Source organism: Streptomyces abikoensis (genome assembly GCF_014648775.1).
Classification (GTDB): domain Bacteria; phylum Actinomycetota; class Actinomycetes; order Streptomycetales; family Streptomycetaceae; genus Streptomyces; species Streptomyces abikoensis.
Genome location: NZ_BMRT01000011.1, coordinates 121,683 through 147,059 on the forward strand (window position 1 = coordinate 121,683; position 25,377 = coordinate 147,059).

Here is a 25,377-nt window from a genome sequence, read left to right on the forward strand (position 1 = left end):
CTCGGGCGTCCGAGCCGCGCCGCCCCCGGCCCCCGCCGACGCGGGGACCGGGGACGTGCGGTCGAGCGGTGGGCGTGCGGCGGCGGTCAGGTGATGTTCTGCCGGAGGAGCAGACTCACCCAGGTGTCGTCCACCGACACCTCCACCGAGAAGTCGCCCTGCTTGTCCCCGGCCGTCAGCACGGGTGAGTCGGCGGAGCCGTCGGCCCCGCTGGGCACGTGGACGACGTCCGTTCCGCCGGGGAAGGACGCCATGTTCTCCCCGAGGATCCGGAACGCGACCTGGACGCCCTCGACCGTGTTGCCCTGGGCGTCCTCCACGATCACCTTCATCGGGTTGTCGAAGGACTTCCCCGGGGGCACGGTCTGTCCCGCGCCGGAGACGTAGCGGACCCGGTCCGCCCTGCCCGGCTTGGGGTTGACGGTCAGCCGGGTGAAGGAGGCGACGGCGTCCGACTCCGTCCAGCGGGCGGTGACGGGGCAGGGGCCTTCCTGGAGCGGGGTGAGCAGGGAGCTGATGGCGAAGCCGAGTTGCTCGCTCTGGGAGCCGGTGTGCCTGATCTCGGTGTGCTCGCCGTTCTCGAAGACGCCGGCGCCCTCCTCGACGGAGAACTCGATCTTCTGCCCGCCCACCGGGGTGCCGTCCAGGAGCATCGCCTTGACCTCGAACGGCTTGGGGAAGTGCTGCCCGACGGTCGTCCTCTGGTCGTCGCCCGAGACCGCCGCGAGCCGGTGCCGGGACACGCGCTGCAGGGCCCTCCGTCCGGACAGCGCGATCCACAGCCGGCTGTCGCCGGACATGGTGAGCCCCGAGGGCCGTGAGCCCTGGCCCGTGGGGATCGTGGAGGCCCGGGTCTTGTCCGGCAGTACGTAGCCGACCGCGTCGCCGGCGGTGCTCACGAACCAGAGCGTGCCGTCCGCCGTCGCCAGCATGTGGTTGGCCGCGAACGGCGTCTCGACGCGCGTGAGCGTACCCTCGGCGACGGTGTACTTGAAGACGACCTTGTCCTTGGTGGCCACCCACACGACGTCGCCGGCCGGGGCGGCCGCGACGTCCCGGGGCTCGACGCCCAGGAGGATGGGGGAGCCGAAGGCGCCGGTGCTGGCTTCGTAGGCGAGCAGCGCCTTGCCCTTGGGGGAGGTCAGCCAGTAGCGGCCCCGCTGCTGAGCCGCGATCGAGACGCCGTACAGGCCGTCGGGGTACATCATCGAGTACGAGACGCCGCCGCCGGAGTCGACGAAGGCCAGCTGGCCCCAGCTGATCAGCGGGGCGACGAGGCGGGGGCGCCCGTCCTTGTTCAGGCCCAGGGCCAGGGCGCGGCAGTCCGTCGCGCCGTTGAGCGCGTACACCTGGTACTGGCCGTCGGTCGTGCACTTGACGAAGGCCGAGGCCTTGTCGTCGGTGACGAACGTCCACGCTCCGTGGCCCGTCCAGGTGACGAGGGAGTTGGCGGTTCCGGTGATTCCCGGGCCCGGACTGAAGACGGTGTTGCCCCAGGGACTGCGGGGCTCGAAGTAGCCCACGTCGCCCTGGGCGGTGACGAACCATACGTTCTGGTCGTCGTTGTGCCAGGCCACGTCGACGACGGAGGCGTCGATGGGGAACGTGTCGGAGTCGGTGACGGGCGGCGGCGCTGCGGATGGCATGCGGATTCTCCTTCCGGCGGACGGGAACGGTCCGGGTGGCGCGGCGCGCCGCTAGTCCGAGGTGATCGTCAGGGTCGTGGCGGCGTGCGGCTCGGTGTCGCCGAGGCCGACGCTGATGACCGCGTCCTCCTGGACGTCGCCCGCGACCACGGCCGGCAGGGCGACCCGGCCCCGCTGGTCGGTGATGATCACACGCTCGTGGGTGCCGTCCTCGAAGGCCGCCCCTTCGGCGTCGATCCGGCAGGTGAGGGGGATGCCCGGCACGGGGCGCCCGTTCGCGACGTACTCGGCGATGAGCGGCTGGGCGACGTGGTCCTTCATGTGGACCTCCGACTCGCCCTGGGCCACGATCTGGGTGCGGCCCAGGCGCGAGGGCGCCCCGTACGGGGGCGGGGGCACGGTGTAGCTGCCCACGGTCTTCTTGGTGGGGTTGGTGTACCAGAGCTTGCCGTCGGCGGCGACGCAGATTCCCTTGGCGCCACCGCCGTTGGGCAGTCGCACCAGGGAACCGCCCGTGTTCAGCCGCGCGTCGAACTCGTGCAGCCCTTCGCTGGAGGCGACCCACAGCTCACCCGTCGGGCCGAGCGCCAGCTGCTGGGGGACGGCCGTGCCCAGGTCTGCCGTGCGGATGGTGCCGCCGCCGATGTCGTAGCGGATGACCTGGTTGGGGTTGGTGGCGGTCAGCCATACAGCGGTCGTGTCCGCGATGACGTAGAAGGGCCTCTGGCCGGTCCGGAGCACCTCGACCCGCTCCCATACCGTCGAACGCGTGGGACGGTGGTAGAGGCCGTTCTCGCTCCTGACCGGGTTGGTGGTCCGGCTCTGGCCCGTGGCCCAGTAGCTGTGGAGCTTCCCGGTGGAGTCGGTGGTGACGGCCACGTCCCACAGCCAGGTGCTCTGGCTGACCGGCATCCGGTCGATGGTGCCGTGGCTGGGGGTGAGGATGCCGACGTAACTGTGCTGGGGCTCGGCGAAGATGAGGCTGTACTCGTAGACCGGGGTGCCGTCCTGCCCCACGTTGGTGGCCCGGAGCTTGATGCTCTCCGCCTTGGCGTCGGCCTCCAGCGGGAAGAACTGGACGGCGTACATCCCCGTCGTCTCCATGATCACGATGGGGTCTTCCTGCGCCGGCGGTGCCGGAGCGGCGAACCAGACCCGCTGGAGACCGTCGGGGTCCTTGATGATCCCGGCACTGAGCTGGGGAATCATCGAATGGTTCACCACCCGCTGACTGTTCCCGGCATTGGGATTGACCTGGATGATGGCCTTGCTCGAGGTGGTCACCCAGAGGTACCTGAGGTTCCCCTGGGCCAGCGAGTGGGGTGTGTAGTTCCCGATGGAGTATTCCTGGATCGTTCCGGGCTCCGACACTGTGGTGTTCCCCCTCCGGTCCGTGTGACGGTCGCCTGAACACGTCGGGCCCGCGCGACAGCGCATGACGGTGGAACGCGACAGCGCATGACGGTGAGAGCGGCAGGATCCGGTGGCTCGCGCGGGGGCGGCGTTCGGCTCGTCGAGACTATGCCGTCAGCACTGGCGTCGACACCCGGGCGAACCGGCCACCCGGAGCCCAGGCCCACGGCTTCCGGACAAGGGGTGGGGCCACCTGGCCCGCTGCGGCGCCGGACCTGCGGAGCGGGGGGATCCGGTGCCCCGTGTTCCGCACCGCGGGCCCGGCGGCTCCCGGCGCACTCATGGCTGTCAAGAGAGCGCGCACTCCGTCACCGCGACAGGACAGTATGGCCGGAATTCAGCCGAGAACCGTTTTTCTGCCCGAACGGGAATCATTCGATGGCGGAAAAAGAACATCCCATGATTGGTCCGGACTTTGCGGTTGATTGTGGGGTGGGTGGGGCGGCCGGGTTTCCCGACCGCCCTCGTGCCCGAAGGACGACACGACAGTACTTCTGCGCCGACGCGACAGCCCCCGGAGGGAGGCGCACGCTGGAGAGAGACCCCCGCCGAGACGACACCATCGGGAAGTCCCATGCGAGCGACACTGATCTACGGCGCCGGTGACATCCGGGTCGAGAACGTACCCGACCCCCGTATCCAGGACCCCACGGACGCCGTGGTGCGCGTCGTCCGCTCGTGCGTCTGCGGCAGCGATCTGTGGCCCTACGGCTCCAGACCGGCCACGGAGGAGGGCGAGCGCATCGGCCACGAATTCCTCGGCGTCGTGGAGGAGACCGGCCCGGAGGTCACCGCACCGAAGGCCGGCGACCTCGTGGTCGCGCCCTTCGCCTACGCCGACAACACCTGTCGGTTCTGTGCCGAGGGCCTCCACACCTCCTGCCCGCGCGGCGGGTACTGGGGCCAGAACGGCGTGGACGGCGGCCAGGGCGAAGCCGTACGCAGCCCCTGGGCCCAGGGCACCCTGGTGAAACTGCCCGTCGGTGAGGACTCCGCCCTGCTGCCCTCGCTGCTCACCCTCTCCGACGTCTTCTGCACCGGCCACCACTGCGCCGTCACGGCCGGGGTCGACGCCCGGACGACGGTGACGGTCATCGGCGACGGCGCCGTCGGCCTGTCGGCGGTGCTGGCGGCGAGGCGGCTCGGCGCCGAACGGATCCTGCTGATGGGCCGCCACGAGGCCCGCACCGCCCTCGGACGCGATTTCGGGGCCACCGACGTGATCCCCGAACGCGGCGACGAAGGCGTCGCGCGCGTAAGGGAGTTGACCGGCGGTGAGGGCACCCACGCGGTGCTGGAGTGCGTCGGCACCAAGCCCGCGCTCACCACGGCACTCGCGGTGGTGCGCGACGGCGGAGTGGTCAGCAGGGTCGGTGTGCCGCAGTACGAGGAGGGACCGGCCGGGTACGAGATGTTCAGCCGCAACGTCACCCTCACCGGCGGTGTCGCGCCCGCCCGCGCCTACATCGAGGAACTGCTCCCCGACGTCCTCGACGGCACGATCGAGCCCGGCAGGGTCTTCGACCGCACCGTGGGCCTGGACGGCGTCCCGGACGGCTACCGCGCCATGGCGGACCGCGAGGCCCTGAAGGTACTCATCGCGCCCTGAACCGCCCCGCGCCGCCGCCTACCCCGGAACCCGGGGGCTCACGAACATGCGGATGTCGTCGGCCGCCCAGAGCACGAACCGTTCGATCGGCCTCACCTCGTGCCCCGGCACGGGCCGGAACCGGAACCGCTTGAGCAGCACCGCCAGCACCAGCTCGGCCTCCACCATGGCCAGCCCCGCGCCCTCGCAACCGCGCGGCCCGAGCCCGAAGGGGATGTAGGCCAGCCGCGGCCGCTTGGCCACCTCCTCCGGCGTGAACCGCTCGGGCACGAACTTCTCGGGCTCCGGCCAGTAGTCGGCGTTCATGTGGACCGCCCAGAACGGATAGAAGACCGTCGCCCCGGCCGGGATCTCGTACTCGCCCAGAGCGAGGGCCTCGGTCGTCTCCCGCGCGCCGTACGGGCCCGGAGGGTACAGCCGCATCGCCTCCTTGAGGACCATCTCCAGGTACGTGAGCCGCCGCAGGTCGGCGTACCCGGGTGCCGCGCGGTCACCCAGGACGCGGTCGAGCTCCTCGGTGACGCGTTCGGCCACCTCCGGGTGCCGGCCCAGCAGATGCAGGGTCCACGACACGGCCACCCCGGTCGTGTGATGGGCCGCCAGCATCGTCATCATGACGGTGTCGCGAATCCGCGCGGGCCGCTCACCGGCGTCGACGAGCGCCCCGACCAGATCGCTCCGGTCCACCCGGCCGCCCGCGCGCCGCGCCACGACCACCCGGTCGACCACCGCGCGCAGATAAGCGAGAGCCTCCTCCGCGCCCTCCGCGCTTTTCCTGCTCTCCTCGCGCTCCGCGGCCGGCGTCCGGTAGAGCCGCCCCAGGTATTCGGTGAGCACCTCCTCGAAGGCGGTGACGACGCGGTCGGGATCCTCGACGTCGCCGCCCAGCGCGTACGCGCAGATCATCCGCAGCGACAGCTCGGTGAGGTCCTTCTGCAACTCGACGGGCCCATGGCCCGCCCGCTTGGCCCAGCGGTCGGCGACCTCCGTCGTCAGCGCGGTGAACCGTGCGAAGTGCCGCTCGTGGGAAGGCCGCCCGGCCAGCACCGACAACAGCAGACGCCGCCACGGCGTGTGCTCGTCGGCCGGCAGCACCTGAAGGTTCCCCGCCTCGCACAGCGGCGCGAGAAACTCGAACAGCCGCTCGGGGCGCTTGTCGATGTGAGCCGTCGCCTCCAGCAGCACGGGGTCGGCGACCGACACGGCCGTCTCCGCGCCGGGAAGCTGGAACCGTACGACGGGCCCGTACTCGGCGTGCAGCCGCAACTGATAGACGTGCAGTCCGCCCGCCGCTGCCACGGCGCCCACGCCGCCGTCCGCCCGGGGCTCGGGACCAGGGATGCGCATGACCACTGCTTCCTCTCCTTCCCTCCGACAGACCGATTCACGGGGCGCCGCGCGCAATCCGCAAGACCACGACCGGCCACGAAGCGGGGCCCCCGTACCTGAATGGATGCCGTCGCGGGGCGCCGGGCCAGGACACCGGTGATCCTTGCGGCAGGAGCACCCGCCCCAGCCAGAAGCCGGAGCCGCCGTGCCGCTCTCCCCGCCCCACCCCTCGCGCCGCCGGCTCCGGCACCTGGCCACCGCCGCGGCGGCGACGCTCGTCGCACTGCTGCTGACAGCCTGCGGCGGTGGCCCCGAACCGGGCGCGCCGACGGCGAGCGGCGGCACCTCCCGGGCGTCGAACGTGCCCCTGACCTACCTGCCGGCGGGCAGTGCCGGCGGCAGACTGAGCGTGCCCCGGCTGCAGGCCACCGTCCGCATCGGCTCACGGCTGGCGAACCTGCTGGTGGACACGGGATCCACCGGGCTGAAAGTGCTCGCCTCCGCCGTCGGTGACGACGCGACCCCCACCGGCACCACCGGAAGCAGCAGCTTCCTCAGCGGGCTGAAGATCAGCGGCAGGGAGGCCCGGGCCACCCTCCGGCTCGGCACCGCCACCGCCGGCGACCAGACCATCCTGCTCGTCGACTCCCTCGGATGCGTCGACCAGGCCCCCGACTGCGCGGCGGCGCACGGCGGCACACCGGAGGAGTTCGGCGGCGTCTTCGACGGCATCCTCGGCATCGGCATGGCCGAACGCGACCAGGGCGTCAAGGGCTGCTGCGCCAACCCCATGTCCGGCCTCACCGGCGACGGATCCTTCATCGTCCACTTCGACGAGGAACACCCCCAGCTCCGGCTCAACCCGCCGCCCGGGACCGTGGCGCGGTTCAGGACCGCCGACCTGAAACGGACGGTCACCGGGCGACCCCGGCCCGGCGCCACCCCGACGGCACTGACCTCCTGGGACCCCGCCCCCATGGAGGCGTGCCTGACCGTGACCGGCGTCCTGGACCACGAGTGCGCACCCGTCGTCTTCGACACCGGCACCCCCACCCTCGCCCTGGAGGCACCCCGCCCGGCCGGGCCCGCCCTCGGCACCCTGCTCCCGGGCGGCGTCGTGGACACCTACGGCCGACAGGTCGCTCTCACCGTCGGGTCGGCCGACTGGAACTGGACCTACCGGATGCCCACCAGGGAGGCCCTCAGCCAGCCGCTGAACGCCCTGAGCACCCCCCTGCTCAGCTACGGCAGACAGGACCAGGCGGTGATCATCGCCGGGCTGCCCGCCTTCACCAAGGTCGACGTCCTCTACGACCTGCGCGGCGGCCGCACCGGACTGGCACCCCGCTGACCTGACAGGACCGGCAGGACCCTTCCTTAAATCGAAGGACGAAGCGGCCGGCGCGTGCTAGGTTCGAGGCGTTTCCGCTGGTCAAGTGTGAGGATGAAAGGGAGGTGGGGTTGATGACCGTGCTCATGGCCACCGCACAGCGCGGCGCCCGGACCGCCCTCACGTCCCGGGCGACGGCCTGACCCGGCCCTCCGCCTCGCCGAGAGCGTGAGCTCGCGAGGCCGTCCTCCCGTAGAAACTCCCACACGAAACGGATTCTCGTTCCGTCATGCGTATCCACGACCAGTGGCACACCCGCGCCGAGACCGGCGCCGACATTCCCGCCATCCGTGAGATCAACCTCACCGCGTTCGGCACCCCGGACGAGGCCGACCTCGTCGACGCCCTGCGCGCCGACCCGTCCTGGATCGACGGCCTGTCCCTCGTCGCCACCGACGAGGGCGGCGAACCCGTCGGTCACGCGCTGCTGACGCGCTGCCACATCGGCGACACCCCCGCCCTGTGCCTGGCCCCCGTCGCCGTGCGGCCCGGGCTGCAGAGGAGCGGCGCCGGATCGGCGGCCGTCCGCGCCGCGCTGCGGGCGGCCGGGAAGATGGGCGAGCGCTACGTCGTCGTCCTCGGGCACCCGGCGTACTACCCGCGCTTCGGCTTCGGGCGCGCCTCGGCCCATGGCATCGGCCTGACCATCGACGTCCCCGACGAGGCGCTGATGGCCCTCGCCCTGGACGACGCCCACCCGCTGCCGGCGGGCACCGTCCGCTACGCGGCGCCCTTCGGCATCTAAGGGCCTGATCCAAGGGCCCGCGGTCCCAAGGTCCAGGTCCAAGGACCCGGTCGGCTGTGACGGGGTGCTCGGGGACCCCGCACAGCCGGCCGTCTACCCTCGAAGCAGGGGCCGGCGTCCCGCCCCCGCACTCCCCGTGACGGCCACGCCACGCGTCAGGCCCGGGGAAACATCATCATTCTGTGACAGCCGGAACCCGCTGCCGGACGGGCCCACTCCTTACAGATGTCACAGCAATCCAGCAGTATCCGCGCCTTTGTCGCCACCGCAGTAAGGATTTCCGATGTCGTACCAGTCGCCCACCACCTACCAGGCCCGGCGCCGTCCCTCCCGCGCCAAACGCTGGGTGATCGCTGGGGCGTCCGTCGTCACGCTCGGGCTCATCGCCTGGCCGGTGATGTCCTACTACGAGATACCCCCGTTCACGGACAAGGGCGACGCGATCTCCTTCGGCGGGTCGGGCGACGGCAAGAACGGCGACCAGGCGCCCGGCTCCAAGGCCCAGATGCCCCTCGGCCCCAGCGCCGGCTTCAAGATCTCCGGCACCGTCCCCGAGGACGGCACCAAGATCGCCGTCACCACCTACAAGGGCAAGAAGTCCGGCTTCGAAGGCAAGGTCTGGGTCTGGGCCCCGAAGGAGTACGACGACCCGAAGTACGCCAAGAGCGGCTTCCCCGTCCTCATCGCCCTCCCCGGCGGCGCCGGGTACCCCAGCAACTACTGGATGGGCACCGACCTCAAGCTCGAGGCGTCCATCTCCAAGTGGGCCCAGGAAGGCAAGAGCCTCCCCTTCATCATCGCCATGCCGGTCCTCAACCCCGAGAACCACGACAAGGACCCCAAGGACCCCAAGGCCGGGCTCTACTGGGACGGCAGCGACATCCCCGGCCAGCCCAAGATGGGCACCTGGCTCACCGAGGACGTTCCCCAGCTCATCAAGGAGAACTTCCGCACCATCAAGTCGCGTGACGGCTGGGCCTTCATGGGTTCCTCGACCGGCGCCTCCGCGGGCCTGAAGTCGGTCCTCCAGAAGCCCGACCAGTTCAAGGCGGTCATCGCCTCCGGCCCCGACATCGTCCCCGACTCCCGCCTGTGGGCCGGACACGAGAAGGAGAAGGCCGACAACAACTCCGACGTCCTCGCCCAGCGCCTCATCGCCAAGAAGGGCCCCGAGGTCTACCTCGCCTTCCAGGTCGGCTCCAACGAACCGGTCAAGCCCCCGATCGACCGCTTCCTCGCCAAGTACGGCGACAACAAGGGCCCGATCAAGACCAAGTACCGGATCAACGTCGGCGGCCAGCACAACGCGGCCTCCTACGTCCCCAACATGGAGGCCGGGGGCCTCATCCAGTGGATCAGCGAGCACATGCAGGGCCCCACGACCTGACCCGCGCACCGGTGCCGACATGCACGCCGAGCGGATGCGTGTGAGGCTGCTGGGGGCGAAGCCGCCCACCGCCCGTCTCGTCGAGGAGTGAGCACGGCATGGACAGCAGCAGGAAACGCGACCCGTACCGCGACAACGGCGACTACGTCGAGGACATGACGGAGGAGACGCTGGGGCAGCGCGAGCAGTCCCGGCAGAGCGTGCAGGGCGGGCAGCAGGACGAGCGGAGCCGGCGGCTGAACGACGACCTGAACGATGAGCTGGGCGACGACCGGGACGACCTCGACGACCTCCCGTAACCCCACCCGGCCGGTCCGGAGCGCCCCGGCGCGGACCGGCCGGGGGCGGTCACCCCGTGTCATGGCGGCACCCGTCAGGAGGCCACCGGGCAGCCGTCAGGAAGGCAGGTGCCCCAGCCCTCCGGACGCCAGCCTCCCGAAGGGCGGGCCGTCCTTGGTGGCCGCCTTCGCGGTCTCACCGACGGCCTCGCCCGCCGACCCCGCCGCGCGGCCGACGGTCTGCTGGACGGCGGACGTCGACGACTTCACGGCTGTACCGCCCGTCCGGCCGGCCGCGGGGACCACCTTGCCGACGGCACCGCCCCCGGCGTCGCCGATCACCCTCGTCGACTTCTGGGCGGCCTCGTCCACCGCCGACCCCAGATTGCCGGGATCGGCCATGGTGACGCCCTTCAGGTCGAGCCCGGTGGGCAGCGGGGCGGCGTACGCGGTGGCCCCCGGCCCGACGGCACCCGCGCCCAGGGCGGCCACGGCCAGGGCGGCCGTCGCAAGGACTCGTCGCATCATGACTCCTTCGATCGTCGACGGAAGAGCCTCCACGACAAGAACGAGCAGGAGACGACACCGGACACGTCACAGGGGCAGGCCGCGAGCCCATTCCCTCCACCACAGTAAAGAACGGCGTCCGGTCATTCGATCACCCCGGCCGGCCGCCGGTGCGGTGCCGGACCCAGACGTTGGGCTCGACGTAGACCGCCCGGTCGTGCGCGATGTCGCAGCGCACGGGGGTGAGCGCGCCCGGCACCTCGACGTCGCCGTCGCGGTCGAAGGGCAGACCGGTCCACCGCCGCCACTCGGCCAGGGAGCCGCTGACCGTCATCGACGCCGGAGCGACCTTCTCGATGACGCCACCGGCCCTCACGTGCACCCGCAGCCACGGGTCGGCCGGCAGGCCGTCGTCGCGCCGCCGGAGCGCGTAGTCGGCCATGGGGACGCGCGGCTCCAGGTGCTTGGCCGTGGGCCGCACGGGAGCCAGGAGCACGTCGTGGCCCTGCCGGCCGACGGCCTCCCGCATCGCGGTGAGCATGCGGGAGGACAGACCGCGGCCGAGGTATTCCCTGTCCACGGTTATCTCCAGCGCGCTCGCCGTCGTGGGGGAGACGCCCCAGTGCCGGTCGTCGGACGCCCACACCAGGACACGGTCCCACCCCTGGTCCGGCGTCTCCTCGCGCCCGTCGAGCGAGGCGTTGAAGGGCACGCTCAGCCCGCGCGCCACGACACGGTCGCCGTCCGCCGCGTCCGTCGCCACGACGCAGTACTCCGGAAAGTCCTCGGGCACCCGGCCCAACAGGGCACCCACCACCGGCTCGTGGGCGGTGAAGACCGGCCAGGTGTCGTCGATCTCGTAGATCCGGGGAATCAGCGCCGGGCGCTCGGCGAGTGTCGTGATCGTGATGCTGTCGATATCTCTCACGGCAGCGCACCCTGTCACAGGGGCAACCCGCCGTGCCAGCGAATTCACCGCCGCCGTCCCTCCGGTCATCCCGGGTCGCGCGGTCGGCCGCCGATGACCGTGACGGCCTCGGCGGCGGTCCGGCAGCCGTGCCGCGCGGCCTCGACCGGGCCGTGGCCCGCGAGCCGGGCCGCGAGGAAACCCCCGGTGAAGGCGTCACCCGCACCCGTCGTGTCCACAGCCGTCGCGGGCCTGGCCGGCACACGGGCGACGACCGCGCCCGATGCCGCCACCAGCGCGCCCCGCGCGCCCCTCGTCGACACCACGAGCGGAAAGCGCCGGCTCAGCTCGGCCGCCGCGTCCGCCGGCCCGGAACACCCCGTGAGCAGCGCAGCCTCGTGATGACTGGGCAGGAGGACGTCCGCTCCGGCGATCGCCGCGAGGAAACGGTCCGTACCGAAGCCGGCGATGAAACCCGCCGACGCCGGGTCGACGCTCACCGGTATGGAGCGGGCGCGGGCCGCGTCCATCGCCAGCCGGGCCGCCGCGCGGCTGGCATCGGCGAAGAAGAGATAGCCGGAAACATGCAGATGACCGACCCCGGCGAGCAGCTCGCCGTCCCAGTCGGCGGTGGACAGACGCAACACCGCGCCGCTGTCGGTGAGGAACGTCCGCTCACCGTCGGCGCCGACCAGGCAGACGACCGTGCCGGTCGGCGCGGCGGGATCGGCCACCAGACGCGGCCGGACCCCGGCCGCGCGGAGCGCGCGCTCGTGCGCGTCCACCTCTTCCGCGCCCACCCGGGCCAGGAGGCGGACGTCCTCGGCGCCCGAACGGGCCGCCCAGCAGGCCACATTGGCCCCCGCGCCGCCGGGCAGGGTGGCGATATCGGCCGCCGTGTCGGTCGCGGGCGCGAGCGGCGAGCGATGGCGGGCGACGATGTCGGTCACCACATCGCCGACGACGAGCAGCCCTCCGGACCCGCCGCCCCTCACGCGGCGTACGCCTTGGCGATCTCGGCCGCCAGCCGGACATTGCCGCGCACCGCCGCCACGTTGGCCTCCAAGGACGCGCCGTCGGTATGCCGGACGAGGTGGTCGAGGAGGAACGGGGTGACCGCCTGCCCGGTGACGCCCTCCCGTGCGCACGCCGCCAGCGCCCCGGCCAGCACCCGGTCGTGCAGCGCCGGGTCCAGCTGCTGATCCACGGGGACGGGGTTCGCGACGACGAGAGCCGAGGGCGGGCCACCCAGCGCGTCCTGGGCGCGCAGCACGTCCGCCACCTCGGCCGCCGTTTCGACCGTCCAGTCGACCGGCACACCGGAGCCGGTGAGGTAGAAGCCGGGGAACTCCCTCGTCCGGAAACCCAGCACCCCCACGCCCAGCGTCTCCAGGCGCTGCAACGTCGCGGGCACGTCCAGGACCGATTTCACCCCCGCGCACACCACCGCGATCCGGGTCCGCGCCAGCAGGCGCAGATCGGCGGACTCGTCCTGCGTCTCGGCCCACTCGCGGTGGACGCCGCCCAGGCCGCCCGTCGCGAACACCCGGATCCCGGCCCGTTCCGCGAGGAACGCCGTCCCCGACACCGTCGTCGCCCCGCTGGCCCCCGCCGCCACGGCGGGCGCCAGATCGCGGCTCCCCAGCTTGCGCAGCCCGTCCTCGCCCGCCACCCGCGCCAGTCGCGCCTCGTCCAGGCCGATGTGCGGTCGCCCGTCCAGCACCGCGACGGTCGCGGGTACGGCACCGCCGGCCCGTACGAGCTCCTCCAGCTCCTCCGCCACCCGCAGGTTCCGCGGCCGGGGCAGCCCGTGCGAGATGATCGTCGACTCCAGGGCCACCACCGGCCGGCCGCGGTCCAGCGCCTCCCGGACCTCGTCCGAGACGACCAGCGGCTCCCGAGCCGATTCCTCCGCCATCGCAAGCCCCTTCCGCCACACCCCGCGCGCTACCGCGCACCGGCCTCCTGGTCGCAGAGACCGTTCCCAGCCTCGCGGCAGCGGAAGCCTCCCGGGGCGGAGGGAGACCGGAACCGTCACTTCACCTTGTACTCGCACATCTTGTCGGACTTGCCGTCCTGATTGTCCGCGACCTTCTTCCCGTCGACGGTGATGACGCAGGGCGCCGCGTGCAGCATGCCGTCAGGGCCGTGGACGGAGCCGGGGACGACCGACACCAACAGGCCGACCTTCTTCTCGGCGTCCGTCGTCAAGGTGATGGTCGAGGTCTTCTTCCAGGGCAGCTGCACCTGTTCCATCTTGTTGGTGTCCAGGTTGTAGTAGACCGACGTCGTGCCGCTGCCGAGGACTTCCAGCGTCACCTCGTGCTTGACCTCGCCGCTCCCGCCTTCCGCCTTCGCCTTCGGCTGCGCGGAGGTCGCGGGCTTGTCGGCGGCCGCCGGGCCGCTGCCGTCGCTGCCGCATCCCGTCAGCAGAGTCGCGGTCAGGGCGAGAGCCGCACCCGTGATGATCTTGCGCAAAGTTTCCTCCTGGTCGGACAAGTGAACGATCTTAGTGGGGTGCGGGTGCCGACCCTGTCCACCACGTCGAGTCCGACCGGGAGCGGTACGTCACGGACGGCCGTCGCCGCGCTTCTCCCGCCGCGCGGCCAGGACGTCGTCGATGACGAACGGGAGCAGACCGAGCGGCGGCCCGGGCGGCGGCCTGCGGAGAGACGCGGCGATCTTGTCGTTGATCTCGCGGACGATCCTGCGCGCCTCCTCCTCGCTCCGGGCCGCCACCGCCGCCGCCAGGGCGTCCTCCGCCTCCTTGCGCAACGCCAGCGTCGGCGGCAGGAACGAGATGTTCTCGCGGCGCATCTTCTCCTTGACCCACCAGTCCGCGTCATAGGGCCGGTCGATGCCCGCCAGGGGCCTGCCGAAGCCCGGCAGGTCGCGGAAGTCGCCGCGCTCCTCGGCTTCCCGGATCTGCTTGTCCGCCCACGACTCGAAGTCCGACACACGGGGTTTACGGTCGGTCACAGTCCGCTCCTCCCGGCCGCGGCGCCCCCGCCCACGACCCGTGTCCAGCACACCGCCTGTCACCCCAAGGATCCCAGACGCGCCGCGGGAACGGGCCTCGGCGCCCGCACGCCCGGCCGTAGGGTGGCGGCGTGAGGAGACACATCACGTTCGATCGCCTCCACAACTTCCGGGACCTCGGCGGCTACCCGGCCGCCGACGGGCGCACGGTCCGGTGGGGCAGGCTGTTCCGCTCGGACTCGCTGGGCAAGCTGCGCGACCAGGACTGGGACCGCTTCCTCGCGCTGGGCGTCCGCACCGTGATCGACCTCAGACACCCTTGGGAGGCCGAACGCAGCGGACGCGTCCCGCACCACCCCTCGCTCGCCTACCACAACCTGAGCATCGAGCACCGCCCTTACGACCAGGCCGCCTTGGGCCCCGATGTCGAACCCGCCCGCTACCTCGCCGACAGATACGCCGAAGTGGCACACGACGGCGTCAAGGAGCTCCGCCGGGCCCTGGAGATCGTCGCCGGTGACACCGGACCGCTCGTCTTCCACTGCCACTCCGGCAAGGACCGCACCGGCCTGTTCGCCATGCTGGTGCTCGCCCTGATCGGCGTGCACGAGGACGACATCGCCGCCGACTTCGCCCTCACCGGGGTGGCCACTGAACACCTGGTCGCCGAATGGCATGCCGGCTATCCGCATCTGACGCTCGGATGGCCCGCCTACGGTCGCGCGCCTGCCGGGATCATGCGCCTCTTCATGGCCGAGCTGACCGCGCGGTACGGGTCGATCCGGGGCTACGCCGCACAGCGGCTCGGTGTCGACGACGACCTGGTGTCGGCGCTTCGCGGACAGCTCCTGACACCCTGAGCGGCCCGGCCTCCGGTGTCGCCGACGGCGCCGCGGTGGCCGGATGCGCGCCCCGCGCCCCCGTGTGAACCTGAAATTGTCGCGGAAGCCCGATGTGAGAGGGGGCCCGCCATGGTCGGACTGCCGAAATGGGGAAACAAGGAATCCCGCGCCGCCGAACACGAGCGAAAGCAGCGGGAAAAGCAGGAAAAGAAGGAAAGGGCGGCGGTAAAAGCCGGGAAGGAAGCGGAGGAGACGACGCGGAGTGTCTACAAGCCCGCGCCCGAGCAGGACATCCTCGGCTGGGGCCACCGCGGGGAGTCGTCCCCCAGCAGTGATCCGCCCGAATGACGGGAGCCACCTGCCCGGCAGGGCAGGTGGCTCCCGTCGTCATTGACGTCGGCAGTGACTCACACGAGTTCGAGTTGCGGTTCCGGTCGCCGCGCCGGCACGGCCTTCGGCTCCCACGACCTGGTGGTCCGCACATAGCCGTAGATCACCGAGGCCATCGCCAGGACGAGGAGCGGTCCGGCCAGCCACGGGTGCTCGGCCATCTCCACCGGCAGATAGCGGTAGGACAGCAGGAGCGCGGTGAAGACCGTCGCGCCGTAGGCGACCAGCCGGGCTCCCGACCGGTCCCAGCCGCGGTCGAGCGAGCGCAGGCCCGCCTCGATCGTGAGCGAGAACACCACACCGGCGATCAGGTCCGCGCCGTAGTGGTAGCCGAATCCCAGGGTCGCGCTGAGCGTGGCGATCAGCCAGAACGTTCCCGCGTACCGCAGGGCTCGCGGTCCCTTGCGGGAATGAATGAAGATCGCGGTGGCCCACGCCGTGTGGAGGCTGGGCATGCAGTTGCGCGGGGTGATCCCGTCGTACGGCACCGGGTGCGGGGCACCGATCGGCGGGGGAGTGTGCGGCCACAGGTCGGCCACCGCCCATTGCAGGCCGCCGGTGCCGGAGGTGCCCGGACCGTACGCGAAGATCGGCCCGACCACCGGGAAGATCATGTAGATGGCCGGCCCGAGGAGGCCGATCACCAGGAAGGTGCGCACCAGGTGGTGGCTCGGGAAGCGGCGCTCGGCCGCCACGTTCCGCAGCTGGTACAGCGCGACGGCGACCGCCGCCACCGCGAGCTGGGCGTAGACCAGGTCGAGGACGTGGACGCCGACCGGGCCGGTGGCCTTGAGGAGCCGGCCCGCCAGCCACGACGGATTGCCCAGCGCGTGATCGGCGGTCGCCACGTACGGGTCGAGCACCGTCGGGCGGGTCTTCGACGTGATGAGCAGCCAGGTGTCGCCGGTCTTGCGACCGGCCACCAGCAGCAGGCCCAGCCCGACGCCCTGCAGCAGCAGGACGCGCTCCCGGCCGGTGCGGCGCGTGACGGCGATGACGGCGCAGCCCAGCATCACCCACAACGCGCCGTTGCCGAAGTAACGGCCGTCGGACATGTCGGCGCCGACCGCCCACCGCACCAGCACGAAGACGACGTCGATGCCGACCGCGACACCGGCCGCGATGAACCGCTGCCGCCAGGTGAGCACCACCATCATCAACGCCAGACCGCCGTAGAGCGGCCCCGGCTTGGGGGCGAAAATCACCTCTTTCGCCTGATTGGTGATCGGCCCCGGTACGCCGGCGCAGCGACGGGCGACGATCTCCAGCGCGATGAGGAATGCGAGGGCCACCACACCCGCCGTGGCCCACAGGATCACCCGTGGCCGACGCCACGCGGCGAACTCACTTCTGTGGTTTATAGATATCAATTGTTTGGCCGATTTGTTAGACGTTGTTTGAAGCGGTCACTCTTCGTGCCGGACAGCGTGGCCTTCCGGTGCGGGACGGGCGAGGGGGCGCTCGTCGAGAGTCCGATCATGCCATTGGTGCGATACGGGTGGCTTCGCCGGTCATGGCCGCGCCCACCGCCGGGACCATTGCCCGGGGTCGGGGCCCGTGCCATTCTGACGGCGTGACGGTGGGCCCCCGGGCGAGCTACCAGTCGATCGCCACGCGGATCCTCGGGGCCGAGCGCTCCGCGTGGAGCATGAGGAACGGCGAGACGTGGTGCGTGCTCGCGCCACCGGGGTACCGCCCCCGGCGACAGGGGTGGAAACTCCATGTGTCGGCGACCGTCGCATCGGCCCCCCAGGTGCTGGAGCACGCGGCCCGCGTCCTCGTGGCGCACGGCTGCGCGTTCAAATTCGCCGTGTCGCCGCGCGTCACCGCCGACCTCACCTCGGTACGGGCCCCGAGGCCGCACTCCGGCAAGTTCCTCACCGCGTACCCCGCCGACGACGAGCAGCTGCGCACCCTCGCCGAGGAGCTGCACCGAGCCACCCTCGGACTCGCCGGCCCCGTGATCCTCTCGGACCGGCGGTACCGCCCCGGCAGCCTGGTCCACTACCGCTACGGCTGCTTCTCCCCGCCGCGCGAGCTCGATGACGAAGGCTTCTACCGCGGGCGGCTCCGGGCACCCGACGGCACGTACGTCACCGACGAACGCAACCCCTGGTTCTCCCCGCCCGCCTGGGCCCGCCCGCCCTTCGACGACGTCCCCGAACGCCCCCGCTCCCGGGGCGGCCCCGTCCTCCTCGCCGACCGCTACCTCGTCCGTGAAGCGATCCGCCACTCCAACCGCGGCGGCGTCTACCGCGCCCGGGACCGGCACACCGGCCGGGACGTCCTCCTGAAGGAGGCCCGGCCGCACGTCGGAGCCCAGCCCGGCGGGACCGACGCCCGGGACCGGCTGCGGCACGAGGCCGAGGTGCTGTCCCTGCTGGCCCCGCACGGCGTCGCGCCCGCCCCGCACGGCGTCTTCGAGGCCGGGGGACACCTCTTCCTCGCCGAGGACCTGATCGACGGCGAGAACCTCCAGCAGTGGTCGGCCGACAGGGCCTCGCACCACGGCGGCCGGCTGCCGGTCGCGGACGCCTGGCGGCTCGCGCGCGACCTCAGCCGCCTGGTCGGCGTCGTGCACGCGGCGGGATTCGTGCTCCGCGACCTCAAGCCGACCAACGTCATCGTGCGGCCCGACGGCACGCCCGTCCTCGTCGACCTGGAAGGGGCCGTACGCACCGGGGAGAAGGCCCCCGTGCTGGGCACCCAGGGCTTCACCGCGCCCGAACACCTCTCCCGGCCGGAGGCCGGCCCCGCACCGGGCCCCGAGGCCGACTGCTACAGCCTGGGCGTCACCCTGCTGCACGCCACCGCCGGCATCAACCCCGTCCTCGCCCCGGACACACCGCCCGCGCGCCCGCCCGGCGAACGCCTCGCGACGCTCGTCGCGGCCGCCGCCCCGGACTGCCCCGCCCTCCGCGCCCTGGCGCCCCTCGTCCTCGGCCTCACCGCCGACCCACCGGCCCGCCGGCCACTGGAGGCGGCTGCCGCCTTCCTACGAGCCGAACCGGCCGACCCGCCCCCGGCACCGTCACCCGCCCTCACCGGCCCCGACCTCGACCGCCTGCTCGGCGACGGCCTCGCCCACATCGCCGCGACCGTCGACCCCGACCCCACCGCCGCGCACCTGTGGCCCAGGCCCGCCTCCCTGCCCGAGGGCGACCCCTGCAACCTCCAGCAGGGAGCGGCGGGCGTCCTCGCCGTACTCGACAAAGCCGTCCGCACGGGTGAGGCCCCCGCCCTCGCCCCCCTGCTCCGGACGGCCGCCCACGGGATCGACGCGCGACTCGCCCTGCCCGGCCGGATCCTGCCCGGCCTCTACTTCGGCCGCTCCGGCACCGTCTGGGCGCTGCACGACGCGGCACGCACACTCGACGACCCCGGCCTCGCGGCCCGCGCCCGGCAGTACGCCCTCGACATCCCCCTGGACCGTGCCGACCCGGACATCTGCCACGGCCTCTCCGGCGCCGGCCTCGCCCAGCTGCGCCTGTGGCGCACCACGGGCGACGAGCGCTTCGCCGAACGGGCGTCCGCCTGCGCGGACAGCGTGATCCGCCTCACCGGCGAGGCCGACCGGACCGGCGGGGGAGTGGACTGGCCGCTCGGCCCGCCGCACCGCCGCGAACTCGCCGGTTCCGGTTCGTACGGCTTCGGCCACGGCGTCGCGGGCCACGCCGCGTTCCTGCTCGCCGCCGGCCGCGAGCTCGACCGCCCGGAACTCGTCGACATCGCGATCGGCGGCGGATACGCGCTGTGCGCGCTCGCCGAGCGCCGGGGCGACATCGCCGTCTGGCCCAAAGGGCCGGGCCGCACCGAGCGGATGGGCCTCGACTTCTGGTGCCACGGCGCCTCCGGCATCGGCACCGCCCTCATCCGGCTGTGGCAGGCCACCGGCGAGCCCCGCTTCCGCGAGCACGCCGAGCTGGCGGCGCGCGCCGCCCACCGGGACCGCTGGCGGCTCGGCACCGGCACCTGCCACGGCGTGGCGGGCAACGCCCAGCTGCTCCTCGACCTGGCCGACATCACCGGCGACGACACCTACCGGACCCGGGCCGCCGAGGCCGCCTACTGCCTCCACGCACGGGCCGCCCGGCGCGACGGCCGGCTGGTCGTCCCCGACGACACCCTCCGCGACTTCTGCGTGAGCTACCACGTCGGCCTGGCCGGAGCCCTGGACCTCCTGCTGCGCCTCAAACACGGCGGCGGCCGGCCCTGGACGGCCGACCGGACCGACCACACGTCACCCGACCCGGACCGACCCGAGAGGAGGTGATACCCATGGAGGACATGGTCCTGGAGCTCCAGGAACTCCCGGAGACCGACGAACAGGCTCTGGAGCCCGCGATGTGCTGCGACACCGACCACACGAGCGGCCAGTGCACCGAGATCGGGCCGCGCTGCAAGGGCTGACGCCCGCCCGACCGTTCTGTGCGGCCACCCACCGGAGACGGAGGCCGCACAGAACCCCCGGGCCACCGGACGGAGGAGGAGAGGACACATGACCGGCGCGCCCGGTCGGCCATGGCACCCCCTGCTGTCCCCGGCCACGGCCGCCACCACTCTCGCCCGCGTCCTGTCCGCCGCCCGCCCGCACCGCGTACCCCGCCGCGTACGCCCCCACCTCGCCGCCGGCGCCGCCGGCCTGGCCCTCGCCTACCACCAGCTGGACCGCTGCCTGCCCGGCCGGGGCTGGAGGACGCCCGCCGAGGACTACCTGGCCGCGGCGGCACGGGAGTACGAGCGGACCGGCGCCTCGGCCGGCCTCTTCGGCGGCGCGGCCGGCCTGGCCCTCGCCGCGCGGGTGCTCGGACACGACCTGCCGACCGCGCACACCCACGTCGTCACCGAAGCGTCCCGACGGGCCAAGGAGCTCGGCGACGACCCTCCGGAGCGCGCCGTCGACCTCGTCTCCGGACTGACCGGAGCGGGCGCCCACCTCCTCGGCCGGCACCACGACCCCGCCTCACTGGCCGCCCTGCGCGACGTCCTCACCGCCCTCTCGCGCCGCCGGCCCCCACCCGACTGCGGCATCGCCCACGGAGTGTCCGGACCGCTCGCCCTGCTGGCACTGGCCCTCGGCGAGGGCGTCACCGTACCCGGCCAGCGCGAAGCCGTCGCCGGGTACGCCGCGCTGCTCACCGAACGGTGCGCCGACGACCCGTGGGGCCCCAACTGGACCGGCCCGACCACGGGCACCCCCGTGCGCGCCTCGTGGTGCCGGGGGAGCCCCGGCATCGCCCGCGCCCTCTGGCTGGCGGGGACGGCACTCGGCGAGGCGGCCCCGCGGGAGCTCGCGGTACGCGCGCTCAAGGCCGTCCACCGGCGCCCCGCCGCGGCGCGCCGCGTCGACGCCGACCCCGGCCTGTGCCACGGCCTGGCCGGCCTGCTCCACATCACCGCGCGCTTCGCCCACGACACCGGCGACCCCGAACTCACCCAGGCCGTCGAAGGGCTGGCGGCCACACGCTTCCCACGCCCCGACGAGCCCGGCTTCCTCGACGGGGCGGCGGGCGTGGCCCTCGCCCTGCTGGCGGCGGCCACGGACCCCGAGCCCACGTGGGACCGCGCCCTGCTGCTCGCGTAGCGCGCTCCGCTCCCGTACGCCCGCCGTCGGGGGCCTCCCGCTCCCCGTGGTGTTGGCGCGGCGAGGGGCGACGTCGTCCAATGGCGGCAGGGCCCACACCCTGGACGACACCGACAGTGGTACCGAGACCGACGTGGACGGGAGAGACGATGGACGGTGCTCAGGACCCCCACGAGACCATCAGGCGACGCCGCTTCGCGCGCCTGGCGATCGCGGCCGCCGGCACGGGCATCCTGTTGCTCGTCATCGCGGGACCGAGAAGCCTCCTGCTGCTCGGCGTCGGGGCCGCCGCGCTCGTCGCCTTCGTCATGGGCCTGTGGTGGACCGCCGCCCGGCGCGGCCCGGTACGGGTCCTGGCGGCCGGGCTGGCCGTCGCCGCCCCCGTCGCCGCGATCGTCCTCTACACCGCCGCCGGGCTGCTGTGGCTCGTCCTGCTGTGCCTCGTGCTGTGGGCCGGCGCGGCCTCCGCCGGCTGGACCGCGCTGGGCGCCGGCAGTCCCTCGACCACGGCCCGGGAACACCCCGCCGCACCGCCCTCGCGCCCGTACTTCATCATGAACCCGCGCTCGGGCGGCGGGAAGGTCGGGGAGTTCGGGCTGCGGGAGAAGGCGGAAGCCCTGGGCGCGCGCGTCGTGCTCCTCGACCCGGACGGCGACCAGGACGTCACCGCTCTCGCCCGCCGGGCCGCCGCCGACGGCGCGGACCTCCTCGGGGTGGCCGGCGGCGACGGCACCCAGGCACTCGTGGCCGATGTCGCGGCGGCGCACGGCCTGCCGTTCATGGTCCTCCCGGCCGGAACCCGCAACCACTTCGCCCTCGACCTCGGCCTCGACCGCGACGACCCCGTCGCGTGCCTGAACGCCCTCACCGACGGCGTCGAACTGCGCGTGGACCTCGGCCGCGTCGGCGACCGCGCCTTCGTCAACAACGCCTCGTTCGGCGCCTACGCGACCATCGTCCGCAGCCGCGCCTACCGCGACGACAAGATCCGTACCATCCTCCGGCTGCTGCCGGACGCCCTGTCCCGGCACACCGGCCCGCACCTGAGCGTCCACGCCGGGGGCGACACGATCGACGCCCCGCAGGCCGTGCTCGTGAGCAACAACCCCTACCGCGTCGGCGACAGCGCGGGCCTCGGCCGGCGCGACCGGCTCGACGGCGGAGTCCTGGGCCTGCTGGGCGTCAAGGTCGACACCGCCGCGCAGGCGGCCGACCTGCTGCTCGCCCCCGACTCGCCGGGCCTCACGCTCCTCACCACCCGCGAGGCGGTCATCGAGGCCGACACACCCGAAGTGAGCGTCGGCGTCGACGGGGAGGCCCTCACCCTCCCGGCCCCCGTACGCTGCGCGATCGAGCCCGGCGCCCTGCGCGTACGCGTCCCGCGCCGCCGCCCGGGCGTACCCCGGGCCAAGCCCCGCCTGGACTGGCGGCGGCTGTACGCCCTGGCCACGACGACAGGACGACCCTGAACGGGCCATTCCGCCCCATCGAGCTGTCGACCTGTTCAACCCGCCTGTTCAACCCTTCGCCCGAACAGGAGAGTTGTAGAGTGACCGCATTCGCCCGGCCCCCTCCCGTCAGGCCAACGCCGGGCACCGCATGGACTCGAGGTGGCAGCCATGGCCGACGGCCAGCCGGGCGGCGACGTGAACAACATCTTCCAGGGCACCGCCGACATCGTCATTCAGTTCCGCGACAACTTCGGCGAGATCCACGTCCACGCGCCGCCGTCCGCCACACCGCCGGAGAGGTCGGCGCACGCCCTCGCCGAGGCCGTCTACCGGCAGTGGCGGGAGGAGGCCAAGGCCTGGGACGTGGGCGGGGACCGGGCCGCGATGGCGGTCCGCTGGGCTCCCCGGCGGCGCCGGGCCGACCACGCAGCGAACACCGGCGGGGACCTACGAGGCCGGGCCGACCAACTCGCCGACCTGCTCACCGCGTTCCTCACGCTGCCGAAGCGCCGTCTCGCCCTCCTGGGAGCCGCGGGTTCCGGCAAGACCACGCTCGCCGTCCTGCTCACCATGGAGCTCCTGAGACGACGGCTGGCGGGCCGCGCCGGCGACGCGAGCACCGAGGGCCTCCCCGTGCCGGTCCTCCTCTCGCTGACCTCCTGGGACCCGGACCGCGAGGAGTTCGGCGCGTGGTTCACCCGCCGGCTGGCCGAGGACCACCCCGGGCTGCCCCGCATCGGCGGCCGGCACCCCGCCCGCGAGCTGTGGAGCACCAGCGGGTCCGTGCTGCTGCCCGTGCTCGACGGGCTCGACGAGATGCCCGGCGCCCGCCGCTCGGCGGCGGTGAAGGCACTGAACCGCGCCCTGTACGACAGACCCCTGATCATCACCTCCCGCACCGCCGAGTTCGACGCCCTCTCCCCGGAGACCGTGCTCGGGCACACGGCCGTCATCGAGGCGCGCCCCGTCACAGCCACCGCCGCCGTCGCCTACCTCACCCACAGCGCCGCCCCGGACGCGTCCCCGCGCTGGGAGCCGGTGTTCGCCGAGGTGCGCGAGCGGCCCGACGGACCACTGGCCGGGGCGCTGTCGACGCCCCTCATGCTGTCGCTGGCCCGTACGGTCTACGCACGCCCCTGGTCGGAGCCCGCCGAACTGACCGACCGGGTCCGCTTCCCCTCCCGCCGGTCCGTGGAGGACCACCTGCTGGACCAGTTCGTCCCGTCGGTGTTCACGGGGGAGATCCCCTCCCAGGACCGTCTGGACCCGCCGCGCCGGTGGTCCCCCTCCCACGCGCGACGCCACCTGGGCGCCCTCGCCCGCCACTTACAGGCCCAGGAGACCACCGAACTCGCCTGGTGGCGGTTGCACCGCACCCCCGCCGCCCGCCTCGCCGCCTTCCCCGCCCTCGTGCTCCTCGGGGTGGCGCTGTCCGCCCTGGCCACCGGCCTCGGACGGCGCGTCCGCGAAGCGTCGGGCGGTGGCACGGGGCTGCTGGCGAACCTGGTGCCGCTGCAGATCTCGACGGCACTGTTCGCGGGCGTGGTGACCGGCATGGCGACCCAACTGCTCGTACGGACCTGGTACGCCGATCACCGCTTCGGCGAGCCGAGACGAACGGTGAGCCTGCGGCGGCCGGTGGCGGCGGCGCGCTCCGCCTGGCGGCACACGACACGGCTCCGGGCCCTGTCCGCCGCCCTGCTCGCCGTCCCCCTCGCGGCCGGCCTCGAAGTACCCGTGCTCCACACCGCCGCGCCGGGCCTGTACTGGCTGGGCGCCGGCTGCGTCACGGCGGCGTTCGCCGTCGCCGTGCTCTTCACCGCGCCCTCCGACGCCGACGAGAACGCGACCACCCCACGCGCCCTGCTGCGGGCCGAACACGCCGCCGTCACCCGGGCCCTGTTCGTCATCGGCCCGCTGTTCGGCATCGCGTCCGGCGTGCTCCACTACGGGCCGGACGACATGTCCATGGCCTACGCGGCCGCGCTGGTGACCTGGCTCGGCGCGGCCGGGATGCTGATCCTGATCAGCCCGTGGAGCCGCTGGACGCTCGCCCGGACCACCCTGGCACTGACCGGCCAGGCCCCCTGGGCGCTGATGTGCTTCCTCCAGGACGCCCACCGCCAGGGCGTCCTGCGCCAGGTCGCGGGAACCTATCAGTTCCGGAACGCCTGGCTCCAGGAACGGCTCGCGATCAGCACCTCGACCGGCCTCCGGAACCGCTCCACCTCCCTGTACGACGAGCGGCTCCTCGCGGAGGACGGCATCACCGCCACGTCCGACGGCGGCTGGGCCTTCCGGCTCACCGTGCGCAGGGGCACCCTCGCCCCCGTCAAGGCGGCTCTGCCACCGGCCGCCCTGTTCACCCTGGGCGTCGCGCTGCGCGACGGCGCGAGCGAGCCCGCCCGGCTCTGCGCCCCCGCCGCCCTGTTCCTCGGCCTCGGCGGCATCCTCTCCGGACTGTCCTGGCTCCTGCCACGCCGCACCGCCGACCTGCGGATATCACCCCACCGGATCTCCTGCCTCACCACCCCGAAGCGAGAGGTCCGCTTCGACTGGACCCACGTCGCGGAAGTCACCGTCCGCAGAACCCGCGGCAGGAACGCGGAGACCGGCACGTACGGCATCCACGTCCGCCTCCACCCCGACGCGCCGCACGGCCTCCGCGCCCCGAGGGACAAGGGGGCCTGGCGCCTCGTCTGCGACATCGGACGCCGGCCCGTCCTGCCCCCGGCGGTCGAGGAGGCCCTGCGGGACTGCGCCGCGGAACGCTGGGTACCGCCCGCCTTCCCGTCCGTCCCCGGCGACGGCCCCCGCCGACGCGAGACGCACGCCGGCGACACGAGGAACGACTTCGCCCAATGGGAAAAGGAATTCGGCCCGTCCGGCAGCTGAGCCCCCTTCACCGGACCGCCACGTT

Annotated in this window: 22 protein-coding genes; 12 read left to right on the top strand and 10 right to left on the bottom strand. The window is 73.0% G+C overall.

Features of this window, described 5'->3' with window-relative positions:
• Positions 1–86: 86 nt before the first annotated feature.
• Together IE096_RS28015 and IE096_RS28020 are read right to left on the bottom strand one after the other, a co-directional pair.
• Positions 87–1,646 (bottom strand): NHL repeat-containing protein, encoded by a 1,560-nt coding sequence (locus IE096_RS28015; protein ID WP_189456387.1) that lies wholly within the window; start codon positions 1,644–1,646, stop codon positions 87–89.
• Between the two features lie 51 nt (positions 1,647–1,697).
• A complete protein-coding gene (locus IE096_RS28020; RefSeq protein ID WP_189456389.1) occupies positions 1,698–2,930 on the bottom strand; it encodes an NHL repeat-containing protein in 1,233 nt (410 codons plus the stop codon).
• A gap of 703 nt (positions 2,931–3,633) precedes the next feature.
• On the opposite strand from IE096_RS28020, the gene IE096_RS28025 reads away from it, so the two are divergent.
• Entirely contained in the window at positions 3,634–4,668 is a 1,035-nt protein-coding gene (locus tag IE096_RS28025) for a zinc-binding dehydrogenase (protein WP_189456392.1), read from the top strand.
• Between the two features lie 18 nt (positions 4,669–4,686).
• On the opposite strand, the gene IE096_RS28030 is transcribed toward IE096_RS28025, so the two are convergent.
• Positions 4,687–6,015, bottom strand: coding sequence for a cytochrome P450 (locus tag IE096_RS28030; RefSeq protein ID WP_189456394.1), 1,329 nt, complete (start codon positions 6,013–6,015; stop codon positions 4,687–4,689).
• A 187-nt stretch (positions 6,016–6,202) separates the two neighbouring features.
• On the opposite strand from IE096_RS28030, the gene IE096_RS28035 reads away from it, so the two are divergent.
• The 4 genes from IE096_RS28035 (at position 6,203) to IE096_RS28050 (ending at position 9,818) form a co-directional block, all read left to right on the top strand.
• Positions 6,203–7,348, top strand: a complete 1,146-nt coding sequence (locus IE096_RS28035) for a DUF3443 family protein (RefSeq protein WP_189456396.1) — start codon at positions 6,203–6,205, stop codon at positions 7,346–7,348.
• 268 nt (positions 7,349–7,616) lie between these two features.
• Positions 7,617–8,132, top strand: coding sequence for a GNAT family N-acetyltransferase (locus IE096_RS28040; RefSeq protein ID WP_189456398.1), 516 nt, complete (start codon positions 7,617–7,619; stop codon positions 8,130–8,132).
• A 283-nt stretch (positions 8,133–8,415) separates the two neighbouring features.
• Positions 8,416–9,519 carry an alpha/beta hydrolase gene (locus IE096_RS28045; RefSeq protein WP_189456400.1) on the top strand — a complete coding sequence of 368 codons (1,104 nt, stop codon included), beginning with the start codon at positions 8,416–8,418 and terminating at the stop codon, positions 9,517–9,519.
• A 98-nt stretch (positions 9,520–9,617) separates the two neighbouring features.
• Entirely contained in the window at positions 9,618–9,818 is a 201-nt protein-coding gene (locus tag IE096_RS28050) for a hypothetical protein (protein ID WP_189456402.1), read from the top strand.
• Positions 9,819–9,914: 96 nt separating this feature from the next.
• On the opposite strand, the gene IE096_RS28055 is transcribed toward IE096_RS28050, so the two are convergent.
• The 6 genes from IE096_RS28055 to IE096_RS28080 all read right to left on the bottom strand — a co-directional run bounded on the left by IE096_RS28055 (position 9,915) and on the right by IE096_RS28080 (position 14,190).
• Positions 9,915–10,322 (bottom strand): ATP-binding protein, encoded by a 408-nt coding sequence (locus tag IE096_RS28055; RefSeq protein ID WP_229820664.1) that lies wholly within the window; start codon positions 10,320–10,322, stop codon positions 9,915–9,917.
• A gap of 133 nt (positions 10,323–10,455) precedes the next feature.
• The gene (locus IE096_RS28060) at positions 10,456–11,232 is read right to left on the bottom strand and encodes an N-acetyltransferase (RefSeq protein WP_189456406.1); all 777 of its coding nucleotides are present in this window, start codon (positions 11,230–11,232) and stop codon (positions 10,456–10,458) included.
• Between the two features lie 65 nt (positions 11,233–11,297).
• On the bottom strand, positions 11,298–12,206 hold the full coding sequence (locus IE096_RS28065; protein ID WP_189456408.1) for a carbohydrate kinase family protein: 909 nt from the start codon (positions 12,204–12,206) through the stop codon (positions 11,298–11,300).
• Positions 12,203–13,129: a pseudouridine-5'-phosphate glycosidase gene (locus tag IE096_RS28070; protein ID WP_189456410.1), complete on the bottom strand. Its 927-nt coding sequence runs from the start codon at positions 13,127–13,129 to the stop codon at positions 12,203–12,205. Before IE096_RS28070 ends, IE096_RS28065 begins: the two co-directional genes overlap by 4 nt.
• 116 nt (positions 13,130–13,245) lie before the next feature.
• Positions 13,246–13,710 carry a hypothetical protein gene (locus tag IE096_RS28075; RefSeq protein ID WP_189456412.1) on the bottom strand — a complete coding sequence of 155 codons (465 nt, stop codon included), beginning with the start codon at positions 13,708–13,710 and terminating at the stop codon, positions 13,246–13,248.
• A gap of 69 nt (positions 13,711–13,779) precedes the next feature.
• Positions 13,780–14,190 (bottom strand): DnaJ family domain-containing protein, encoded by a 411-nt coding sequence (locus IE096_RS28080; RefSeq protein ID WP_189456413.1) that lies wholly within the window; start codon positions 14,188–14,190, stop codon positions 13,780–13,782.
• A 131-nt stretch (positions 14,191–14,321) separates the two neighbouring features.
• Here IE096_RS28080 and IE096_RS28085 point away from each other — a divergent pair, with 131 nt between their 5' ends.
• Together IE096_RS28085 and IE096_RS28090 are read left to right on the top strand one after the other, a co-directional pair.
• Positions 14,322–15,050: a tyrosine-protein phosphatase gene (locus IE096_RS28085; RefSeq protein WP_189456415.1), complete on the top strand. Its 729-nt coding sequence runs from the start codon at positions 14,322–14,324 to the stop codon at positions 15,048–15,050.
• 111 nt (positions 15,051–15,161) lie between these two features.
• On the top strand, positions 15,162–15,380 hold the full coding sequence (locus IE096_RS28090) for a hypothetical protein (protein WP_189456417.1): 219 nt from the start codon (positions 15,162–15,164) through the stop codon (positions 15,378–15,380).
• A gap of 59 nt (positions 15,381–15,439) precedes the next feature.
• Here the strand turns inward: IE096_RS28090 and IE096_RS28095 are convergent, their stop codons facing one another.
• The gene (locus IE096_RS28095) at positions 15,440–16,738 is read right to left on the bottom strand and encodes a phosphatase PAP2 family protein (protein ID WP_189456461.1); all 1,299 of its coding nucleotides are present in this window, start codon (positions 16,736–16,738) and stop codon (positions 15,440–15,442) included.
• Positions 16,739–16,995: 257 nt separating this feature from the next.
• Between IE096_RS28095 and lanL the strand changes: the two genes are divergently transcribed.
• The 5 genes from lanL to IE096_RS28115 all read left to right on the top strand — a co-directional run bounded on the left by lanL (position 16,996) and on the right by IE096_RS28115 (position 25,352).
• Positions 16,996–19,695 (top strand): class IV lanthionine synthetase LanL, encoded by a 2,700-nt coding sequence (lanL, locus tag IE096_RS28100; protein ID WP_229820666.1) that lies wholly within the window; start codon positions 16,996–16,998, stop codon positions 19,693–19,695.
• A 5-nt stretch (positions 19,696–19,700) separates the two neighbouring features.
• Complete coding sequence (locus IE096_RS31910) at positions 19,701–19,832, top strand: hypothetical protein (RefSeq protein WP_268248359.1); 132 nt, start codon at positions 19,701–19,703, stop codon at positions 19,830–19,832.
• 88 nt (positions 19,833–19,920) lie between these two features.
• Positions 19,921–21,006 carry a lanthionine synthetase LanC family protein gene (locus tag IE096_RS28105; protein WP_189456419.1) on the top strand — a complete coding sequence of 362 codons (1,086 nt, stop codon included), beginning with the start codon at positions 19,921–19,923 and terminating at the stop codon, positions 21,004–21,006.
• A 149-nt stretch (positions 21,007–21,155) separates the two neighbouring features.
• Positions 21,156–22,475: a diacylglycerol/lipid kinase family protein gene (locus IE096_RS28110; protein WP_189456421.1), complete on the top strand. Its 1,320-nt coding sequence runs from the start codon at positions 21,156–21,158 to the stop codon at positions 22,473–22,475.
• 150 nt (positions 22,476–22,625) lie between these two features.
• Positions 22,626–25,352 (top strand): NACHT domain-containing protein, encoded by a 2,727-nt coding sequence (locus IE096_RS28115; protein ID WP_189456423.1) that lies wholly within the window; start codon positions 22,626–22,628, stop codon positions 25,350–25,352.
• Positions 25,353–25,377: the final 25 nt, after the last annotated feature.